General features: G+C 67.6%; 12 protein-coding genes and 1 pseudogene. 7 read left to right on the top strand and 6 right to left on the bottom strand.

What is annotated here, in order from left to right:
• Nucleotides 1-462 (top strand): annotated as a pseudogene (locus tag DLJ58_RS01350) (helix-turn-helix domain-containing protein); the annotation flags it as partial.
• A gap of 44 nt (nt 463-506) precedes the next feature.
• Here the strand turns inward: DLJ58_RS01350 and DLJ58_RS01345 are convergent.
• Nucleotides 507-869 carry a nuclear transport factor 2 family protein gene (locus DLJ58_RS01345; protein WP_124853479.1) on the bottom strand — a complete coding sequence of 121 codons (363 nt, stop codon included), beginning with the start codon at nt 867-869 and terminating at the stop codon, nt 507-509.
• 135 nt (nt 870-1,004) lie between these two features.
• Nucleotides 1,005-1,613: a TetR/AcrR family transcriptional regulator gene (locus tag DLJ58_RS01340; RefSeq protein ID WP_124853478.1), complete on the bottom strand. Its 609-nt coding sequence runs from the start codon at nt 1,611-1,613 to the stop codon at nt 1,005-1,007.
• A gap of 149 nt (nt 1,614-1,762) precedes the next feature.
• Between DLJ58_RS01340 and DLJ58_RS01335 the strand changes: the two genes are divergently transcribed.
• The 3 genes from DLJ58_RS01335 (at nt 1,763) to DLJ58_RS01325 (ending at nt 3,506) form a co-directional block, all read left to right on the top strand.
• On the top strand, nt 1,763-2,449 hold the full coding sequence (locus tag DLJ58_RS01335) for an SDR family NAD(P)-dependent oxidoreductase (RefSeq protein ID WP_124853477.1): 687 nt from the start codon (nt 1,763-1,765) through the stop codon (nt 2,447-2,449).
• Nucleotides 2,450-2,472: 23 nt separating this feature from the next.
• Nucleotides 2,473-2,865, top strand: a complete 393-nt coding sequence (locus DLJ58_RS01330) for an ester cyclase (protein ID WP_124853476.1) — start codon at nt 2,473-2,475, stop codon at nt 2,863-2,865.
• 257 nt (nt 2,866-3,122) lie between these two features.
• Complete coding sequence (locus tag DLJ58_RS01325) at nt 3,123-3,506, top strand: hypothetical protein (RefSeq protein ID WP_124853475.1); 384 nt, start codon at nt 3,123-3,125, stop codon at nt 3,504-3,506.
• Nucleotides 3,507-3,649: 143 nt separating this feature from the next.
• On the opposite strand, the gene DLJ58_RS01320 is transcribed toward DLJ58_RS01325, so the two are convergent.
• Nucleotides 3,650-4,723 (bottom strand): glycoside hydrolase family 43 protein, encoded by a 1,074-nt coding sequence (locus DLJ58_RS01320; protein WP_244218735.1) that lies wholly within the window; start codon nt 4,721-4,723, stop codon nt 3,650-3,652.
• 77 nt (nt 4,724-4,800) lie between these two features.
• Here DLJ58_RS01320 and DLJ58_RS01315 point away from each other — a divergent pair, with 77 nt between their 5' ends.
• A complete protein-coding gene (locus DLJ58_RS01315) occupies nt 4,801-5,487 on the top strand; it encodes a Type 1 glutamine amidotransferase-like domain-containing protein (RefSeq protein ID WP_124853474.1) in 687 nt (228 codons plus the stop codon).
• Between the two features lie 218 nt (nt 5,488-5,705).
• On the opposite strand, the gene DLJ58_RS01310 is transcribed toward DLJ58_RS01315, so the two are convergent.
• The 3 genes from DLJ58_RS01310 to DLJ58_RS01300 are packed head-to-tail and all read right to left on the bottom strand — an operon-like array spanning nt 5,706 to nt 6,774.
• Nucleotides 5,706-6,128, bottom strand: a complete 423-nt coding sequence (locus DLJ58_RS01310) for an SHOCT-like domain-containing protein (RefSeq protein ID WP_124853473.1) — start codon at nt 6,126-6,128, stop codon at nt 5,706-5,708.
• 11 nt (nt 6,129-6,139) lie between these two features.
• Nucleotides 6,140-6,397, bottom strand: a complete 258-nt coding sequence (locus tag DLJ58_RS01305; RefSeq protein ID WP_124853472.1) for a hypothetical protein — start codon at nt 6,395-6,397, stop codon at nt 6,140-6,142.
• Entirely contained in the window at nt 6,397-6,774 is a 378-nt protein-coding gene (locus DLJ58_RS01300; protein WP_208740775.1) for a DUF2089 domain-containing protein, read from the bottom strand. Before DLJ58_RS01300 ends, DLJ58_RS01305 begins: the two co-directional genes overlap by 1 nt.
• A 236-nt stretch (nt 6,775-7,010) precedes the next feature.
• On the opposite strand from DLJ58_RS01300, the gene DLJ58_RS01295 reads away from it, so the two are divergent.
• A complete protein-coding gene (locus DLJ58_RS01295; RefSeq protein WP_124853471.1) occupies nt 7,011-7,595 on the top strand; it encodes a winged helix-turn-helix domain-containing protein in 585 nt (194 codons plus the stop codon).
• 1 nt (nt 7,596) lies between these two features.
• The coding region (locus DLJ58_RS01290; RefSeq protein WP_124853470.1) for an MFS transporter at nt 7,597-8,381 on the top strand (785 nt) is incomplete at its 3' end.

Here is an 8,381-nt window from a genome sequence, read left to right as displayed (position 1 = left end):
GTGCAGGCCGCATTGGCCGCTGCTGGATGCGGTGAGGACCGCCGCGCCGACGAGCTGATTGGCCGGGCCGCGGGGATCGCCGCCGGCCTGCGGGGGTACGACGACATGTACCGCACCAGTTTCGGGCCGGTCGCCGTCGAGTTGGCGCGGGTGGTGGTGGCTGCTGTGCGAGGGGACGCCGTTGAGGCGGTGCGGTTGCACGCGATCGTGGTGCGGCGGGAGGCGTGGCGGCGGTTGCCGGCCGAGTATCGGGGCGCGTACCTCGTGGACGCCGCTCGGGCGTACCTCCAGGTGGGGGACCTGCGCGGGGCGGCGCGGGCGCTCGTCGACGCGGACAGCGTCGCACCTGCCGAGGTTCGGTGCCGGCCTCTGGCGCGTACCCTCATCGCCGAGGTCGCCCGGGGTCACCCGGCGCCGGCCGGCGTGGCGCGACTGGCGACGCTGGTCGGCCTCACCCGCTGACCACCGCTGGCACTGCGACGAACCCAGGGGCGCAGCACACTTCTTTACGCTCGGATTTCCATTTCTGCCACCAACCCGTCGTTGAATCGGTAGACATGCGTGACGGTGTGATCCGCGATTTTCGCTCCGGTTTTGTCGCGGACGACCTGGTGGACGGTGACGACGATTCGCCCGTCGGCCTCGGCGGCGAACGCGGTCGGCATGACGGTCGGTTCGAGCTGGTCCCATTGCCTGCGCCAGTAGGCACTCACCTCGTCGCGGCCGTGAACGAGGCCTCCCTCCCAGCCATTCGGCCACGACACATCCGGCGTCATGGCGGCTAGCAGTGCGGGGATGTCACGCTCGTTGAATGCCGCGTAGAGGTTCGTGAGCAGCCTCTCCGACGTTGCCAGTTCCGGCGAATTCATCGAGCCAGCATGTTGGTCGACCAGACCTCATGGAAGTCGCTTCGCGGTCAGCAGAATGTGGGCGGTGGGTGGGAGCTGCTGCTCCAGGCCGCCTGCCGCCGCCGGGTGCGGCCAGCACCGCCGACGCGGCGCGCCTCACTGACGCAGCGCGAGGGCTCGCAGGGCGATGTCGACCGAGGCGTGGAGGTCTTCGCGGCTCGCGCCGGACGCGGCGTGGACAGCGTGCCCTTCGCTGAGGGCCATCACGAACCGCGCCAACGCGCCCGGGTCCATGCCGTCCGGGAGATCCCCCTCCTTCGCGGCGCGGGACAGTCGCTCTTCCACGGCCGCCTCGGTGGCGGCGCGGCCGGCGGCCAGGATCTCGGAGATGCGCGCGTTCTCCGGCGAGCAGGCCAGGCCTCCCTGGATGGAGAGGCAGCCCGCCGGGTGGTCACGGTCGGTGAGGCCGTCGGCGCTGGCGCGCAGGAAGGCTTCGATCGAGGCGTACGCGGTGGGTTGGTCGAGTGCGGCGCGGGCGTTGGCCACCTGGGTGTCGTGATAGCGGGCGAAGGCGCGCTGGAACAGCTGTTCCTTGTTGCCGAAGGCGGCGTACAGGCTCGGCCGGTTGATGCCCATCGCGCTGGTGAGGACGCTCAGGGACGCGCCCTCGTAGCCGTGTCGCCAGAAGGCCTCGGTTGCCCGGTCGAGGACCGTCTCCTCGTCGAAGGCCCGGGGGCGTCCGACGGTGGGCGTCTCAGTGCTCATGGCGCCAGTGTACCGCTCGGTACGGATCGTGACCCGGGTCACCAACCGATCAGTACAAAACCCTGTTACGGTGATGGACAACCGAGCGGTACAAAATCAGGGGCGGTCGTTCACAGAACGCCCCGTGGCTGCACACGTAGGAGATACGAATGACCGTCACGCTCATCACCGGTGGCAACAAGGGCATCGGGTTCGAGACCGCCAGGCAGCTTCTCGAACTGGGCCACACCGTCTACATCGGTGCCCGCGACGTCGAGCGGGGCGAGAAGGCCGCAGCCGAGTTGGGCGCACGGTTCGTGCAGCTCGACGTCACCGACGACGCGTCGGTGAGCGGCGCGCTGGCGACTGTCGACTCGGCGGAGGGTCGACTCGACGTCCTCGTGAACAACGCGGGCATCCTCGGCGACGGCCCCGTCGACGGCCCCACCGCCCTGCGGGTGTTCGACACCAACGCGGTGGGGATCGTCCGCGTCACCGAGGCGGCACTACCCCTGCTCCGACGGTCGTCGAACCCGACGGTGGTCACCGTGTCCAGCAGCATGGGGTCCTTCTGGGCGGTCACCAACCCGGAACGGCCCGAATTCAACCTTCCGGCGGCGCTCTACGCGGCTTCCAAAGCGGCGGCCACCATGTTGACGATCCAGTACGCCAAGGCCAATCCGGGCATCAAGTTCAACGCGCTGGAGCCCGGCGCCACCGCCACCGACATGACCGCCGCCCTCGGAATCGGACGGCCGGTGCCGGAGAGCGCCACAACCGTCGTACGCCTGGCCACCCTCGGCCCCGACGGCCCGACCGGCACCTTCACCGACGAGCACGGCCCCTTGAACTGGTAGCACGGAGAAACAGGAGAAAACTGATGACTGACAACGGCCTGCGTGACTGGTACCTGCGCTACGTCGCCGACCTCAACGCCCACAAGTTCGATGGCATGGACGAGTTCATCAACGACACGGTGATGCTCAACGGCGAGCCGGGCACCCGAGACGACGTCCTCGCCGTCCAGAAGCACGACGTCGACGCCGTTCCGGACCTGCACTGGGAGGTCAAGGAACTGCTATTCGACCGCGACCGCATCGCCGTACGCGCGATCAACACCGGCACTCCCGTGAAGGAGTGGCTCGGTGTGCCTCCATCCGGCGCCTCGTTCGAGATCGTCGAGTACGCCATCTACAAGGTCAGCGACGGTCGATTCGTCCAGATGACGGCCCTGCACGATTCGGCCGAGATGCTTCGGCAACTGACCGCCTGACAGCAGGAATCCGTTGTTCGCCGCGTCCGCTCGCTCCCCCGAGCGGACGCGGCGAAACCGCATCCGGCGTGGCGCGACTGACCACGCTCGTCGGCCTCATCCGCTGACGAGCGGTAAGCGACACCGCGATGAGCGGCGATGTCAGCGGATTCACAGACTATTTCAAGCTTAGATGGTAGTGAATCAGATACTTGACCTCTCAATTTTCCCGGTGGTAACTTCCATTGACCGATTCCTCTGGGGAGAAGAGAGATTCTGTGCGACTGAAGTCCCTCGGGCTTGCCCTGTCCACCGCGGGTCTGCTGGCCGCCGTGCCCGCCGCTTCGGCCTCCGCCGCCGTGCCGGCCGACGAGCCGTGGCCGCCCGGCAACTGCCAGCAGGGGACGTTCTGCGCCTGGCCCAACTGGGCTCCCGTGAACACCGGCCCCACGGAGACTCCGTCCCTGGTGACCACCGGCCCCTGGGCTGGCAGCGCCCCGACGAAGACGTTCTACAACTACACGTCCGCGAACGTCGAAGTGGAATACCACCACACCTGGCAGGACAATTCGACTGTCATCACGCACTGCGCCACTCCGGGTGGAAACATCTTCTACCTTCAGGTCATCGTGACGAAGGTGAATTGGCACGGCTCCTGCTGATGGAGTAGTAGCGGCCGCCGGTGTGGGCGCGACTGGCCACGCTCGTCGACCCCACCCGGCGGCCAGGCCGCTGATGCCGCTAACGATTCAGCTCCACAGGCACCGACCACGACGCCCCCCCGCCCGCGGCGACGCGACTGCCATTACTCGAAGAACTTGAGGCTGAATCCGGTGTCGGCAGTCGGGCCGGGCACGTTGGCGCGGCGGTAGGTGGTGTTGCCCCACCAGCAGAAGGTGCCCGTGTACCAGTACCGGTTCGCCCAGGAGTAGGCGGTGCCCTTGGGTACGGCGTGGAACATCAGCGGGAACCTCGGCCCGGCGGGTGGGCTCGTGGCGATGTCACCGTTGAGCAGCACGAAACTGTGGTGGCCGGGCCCGTTCACGTACAGGGTGGGATCCCAACCGGCCATCATGGTGGACCGGTTCGAGCCGAACAGGCAGCCGTTCGACTTGTACCAGTCCCACACGTACGTCGGGTCGCCGCCGGCGCGCAGTCGTAGGTCGGCGAGGCAGTACTGGTCACTCCAGCTGCCGTTGGCGGAGTAGACGATGTGGAGTTGCCCGTTCGGGTCCCTGATCGCCTCTGGGGACTCGTTGATGAACGGGTTCCCCACCAGACGCTCCCAGCTCTCGCGCGGCTGGGAGATGACGTACCGGTTGCCGGTCGGGGTGAGCGGGTCGCTCATTCGGCTGAGGTAGATGTTCTGTTCGACGTTGGTGTCGCCGGCCCACCCCGACCAGACGAACCAGCGCTGCCCGTTGAAGGTGAACAGGCTGCCGTCGATCGCCCACTTGCCGCCGGGCAGCGCGAGCTGCCGCTCGGCCGTGTAGCCGCTGGCCGGCGACGCCGAGTGGATTGCGTACATGCGGTGGGCCGTGCCGCGCCCGGCCGAGAAGTAGATGTAGTACCGGCCAGCATCGGTGACGATCTCGGGGGCCCAGACCTCACCGAGGTTGCGGCTGTCCGTCCAGACCTGCCGCGCGGTTGCGGCGGCCAGCGCGTCCGGAGAGGCCGCCTGCCGGACGGCGATCCCGCCGTTGAGCGACTGGACGGAGATATAGGTGCCGCCGACGCGGATCACGCTCGGGTCGGCGGCCCGCAGGCTGGTCTGCCCGGCCGTCGCCGGTCCGGCACCGGCGGCGGACAGGCCGGTGGCGAGCACGGCGGCCAGCAGAGCGGCGAGGATTCGTGGGAGGCTTCGGTTTCCGATGGTCACGATCGGGATCCTGTCCTCGGGAAGAGCCGGCAGCAAGCATTGACCCTTGTAGATTAGCTTCAGAGGGGCGGATTTTCATGAAGTTTCTTCTCACGTCAGGGGGCATCAGCAACCCGAGCATCTCCGACGCGCTGGTCGACCTGCTGGGCAAGCCGATCGCCGAGTCCACGGCTCTGTTCGTTCCCACCGGTGTCTACCCCTTTCCCGGCGGAGCCGAGAAGGCGTGGAAGGCGATTCACGGCCACCCCGACATCCCGCTGTCCCAGCTCGGTTGGAAGTCCCTGGGGGTGCTGGAGCTCACCGCGCTGCCGACCATTCGAGAAGAGAACTGGGTCCCGGCGGTCCGGGAGGCCGACGCCCTCCTCGTCTGGGGCGGCGACGTGCTGTACCTGACCTACTGGCTGCGCCAGTCGGGCCTGGCCGACCTCCTGCCGTCGCTGAGTGACACGGTCTATGTGGGGGTCAGCGCCGGGAGCATCGCGGTCACCCCGTACAACTGCGACGCCGAATTCGACCTTCAGTTCGTCTCCGACGGCAGCGACAGGGCGCAGGGCGCCGACCGGGCGCTGGGGTTGGTGGATTTCACGCTGTACCCCCACCTCAACCATCCGGACATGGAGGACACCGAGCTGTCCCACATCCAGAAGTGGGCGTCCGGAATCCCCGTCCCGACCTACGCCATCGACGACAACACCGCCATCAAGGTGGTCGACGGCAGCGTGGACGTCATCTCCGAAGGCGACTGGGAATTGATCAACCCCTGACCGGGCTCAGTCGAGCACCGACTCGCCGCTCGGGTAGGCGAACGACATGCGGTCGCGGGACACAGCGGAGGGACCACCCGCCCGAGTGGTCCCTCCGCTGGTGTGCCGATCAGTGGCTAAACTTCAGGTTGGCAGTTCACCTGTGCTCTGCTGCGGCGGGCTCAGCCTCGGGAGGGTGTTCCAGCACCCTTCCGAGGGGCCGTCCCATCAGACGGCGGCTACTCGCAGAAGACCCGCACGGTGGCATCGGGAGAATCCACCTCCACGGTCACCTCGTCGAGGTGCTCCACGAGCGCCTCCAACTGCTCGGGCTTGAGCTGCGTCAGGTCGATCGGCACACCCGACTCGCTGAGTGAGGCGTTGGCCTTGACCAGGGCCTGCGGCGGGATCAGCGCCGCCAGCCGTACACCGGCCCGCAGCAGTTGCAGTGGCACCCGCACGTTGACCCGCGACGGCTCGCCGTTGTCGGTGGCGTCCACCACCACCCGCAGGTACTTCACCTTGCCCTTCGGTCGGGCGTCGTGACCCACCGTCGCCGGTGTCTGGTCCCGTTCGAGTGCGGCGATCAGCTGCTCCGCCTCCTCTGCGGTGATCTTGCCGGCGACCAGCATGTCGAGGATGTCCTTGCGTTGTTCGGTCATTCGAACCTCTCCTATCGGATGGCCACGAGCACGGCCGTGCGGCCCTGCTCGATGTCGAAGCGGGCGCCGGGCAGCGCGGAGATGACACGCCAAGCGGCGCCGAGTGCCCGCACCACACCGATGCGGAACACGACGCAGGCCACGATCGCCGCCAGCACGACCAGGACCACGACCGGGAAGAGCACGAGCACCACGGGGAGCACCGGAATCCAGAAGCGGATGGGCCGGTGGTCCGGGCGGTTGACCTTGACGGTCACCAGCTGCGGCATCACGCCCGGCCCTCCAGCTCGGCCAACGCCTGCTGTGCGGTGATCTCACCGCGGCGTAACCGGTCGACGATGTCGGCTCGTGAGGGTGCCGGGTCGGTCTCGACGAAGTCGAGCATCTGCGTGATCCGGTTGAGTCGTGACTTGATCGTCGGGTAGCTCACCCCGAAGATGCGTTCCATCTCCTTGATCGAACCGTGGCAACGCACGAACGCCGTGACGAAGACCTGATCATCGACGTTGAGATGAGCCAGTTGCGGTGGCTCGAACTCGCCCTCGATCGCGACGCCGTTGCTCGCGAGGCGCACCCGCTCGACGACGAACGGCTGCCCTCGCGTCAGGCTGGTGAGTTCCTGCCAGTCCATCGCCTGCTCTGTCATACCTAAATTTGTAACGCAGAAATCTTCAACTTCCAAGAGTTCGACCTTAACTTTTTTAATTTCCTGCTCGTGGTGGCATCGGCGTCGGAGGTGGGCGCCGGGGTGTGACGGGCGGGTTCGCAGGGAGGTGCCACGACAGTTGGCGCGCTGTCGGTGCCCGTCGCATGCGAAAGACTTGTTGCGAAAGTGTGCCTCAGCGGCGTATAACCGAAAGGAGTCTTTCGGTAAGGGGTGCCATGAAGCAGAACGAGCCAGAACGCCGGGTGCGCGTCCGGGACGCCACCACGCTGCGCGCCCTCGCGCACCCGCTGCGCCTGCGGCTGCTGCGCTATCTGCTGGCCGCCGGCCCGAGAACCGCCGCGCAGTGCGCCGACGCCCTGGACGACACCGGATCGAACTGCAGCTATCACCTGCGTCAACTGGCCCGGCACGGCCTCATCGAGCGGGTCCCCGCCGAGGGGTCCAACCGGCGTGACCGACCGTGGCGCGCCGCCGCCACCGGGCTCGAACTCCTCCCGGATCCCGATGATGCCGAGGGGCAGCAGATCACCGACGCGCTGACCGCCATCGAGCTCGACGAGGTGTTCCGATCGTTGCAGCGCTACCAGCATCAGCAGCACAAGCTGACCGACGAGTGGCGGGAGAGCGCCACCTTCCACAGCTACACGCTCTCGCTCACTCCGGAGGAGCTGCGGCACCTCACGCTGACCCTGGACGCCGTCATCCGGCCGTACCTGCGTCCGTTGCGCACCGCGCCCCCGAGCGACGCCCGGCCCGTCAGCCTCAACCTTCAGGCGTACCCCACGCCGGAGTTCATCTGACATGGTGACGCTGCTGCGACACCGCGGATTCGTCCTGATCTGGGCTGCCGGGCTCTTCTCCAGCGTGGCGAGCTGGCTGCTGCTCACCGGGCTGCCGATCTACGTGTTCGGGGTGACCGGCTCTGCGCTCACCACCTCCGCCGTCTTCCTCGTCGAACTGTTGTGCGGCATCACGCTGGGATCGTTCGCCGGTGCTCTCGCCGATCGTTTCGACCGGTTCCGGCTCATGAGTTGCGTCGCCGCGCTCCAGGCCGCTGTGGTGATCCCGCTGCTCGGTCAACCCGACCACCACCTGTGGGTCATCTCGCTGGTCGCCGGCGCCCAGGCGGTGCTGACGCAGACGTTCGACTCCGCCCGCAACGCCGTGTTGCCAGGTCTCGTCGAGCCCGCGCACCTGGTGCGCGCCAACAGCGTGATAGCGCTCAACATGAGCGTGGGACGGCTCATCGGAGGTTCGCTGGGCGGGTTCGCGATCACCCGCGACGGCACCCGCTACCTGGCCGTCGGCGCCGTGGTGGCCTTCGTGATCACGGCGGCTCTGATCGCCGCCGGCCGCCGCGCCGCCCACCACGCAACTGCGCAGCCGACGACCCCGGACCGTACGTCGTCGTTCTTCACCGCCTGGCGACACGGCCTCACGACGGTGCTGCGCAACCGCGCCGTGCGGATGACGATCGTGAGTGTGGCGTTGGGCGGCATCGCGCAGGGCCTGTTCGTGGTGCTCTTCGTGGTCTTCGTCAGCCGCGCGCTGCATGCCGACGGCACCCTCACCGGTGTGCTGCGTGG

This window comes from Micromonospora arida (assembly GCF_003857035.1).
Classification (GTDB): Bacteria; Actinomycetota; Actinomycetes; order Mycobacteriales; family Micromonosporaceae; genus Micromonospora; species Micromonospora arida.
This window is presented reverse-complemented; position numbering and strand designations above follow the sequence as displayed.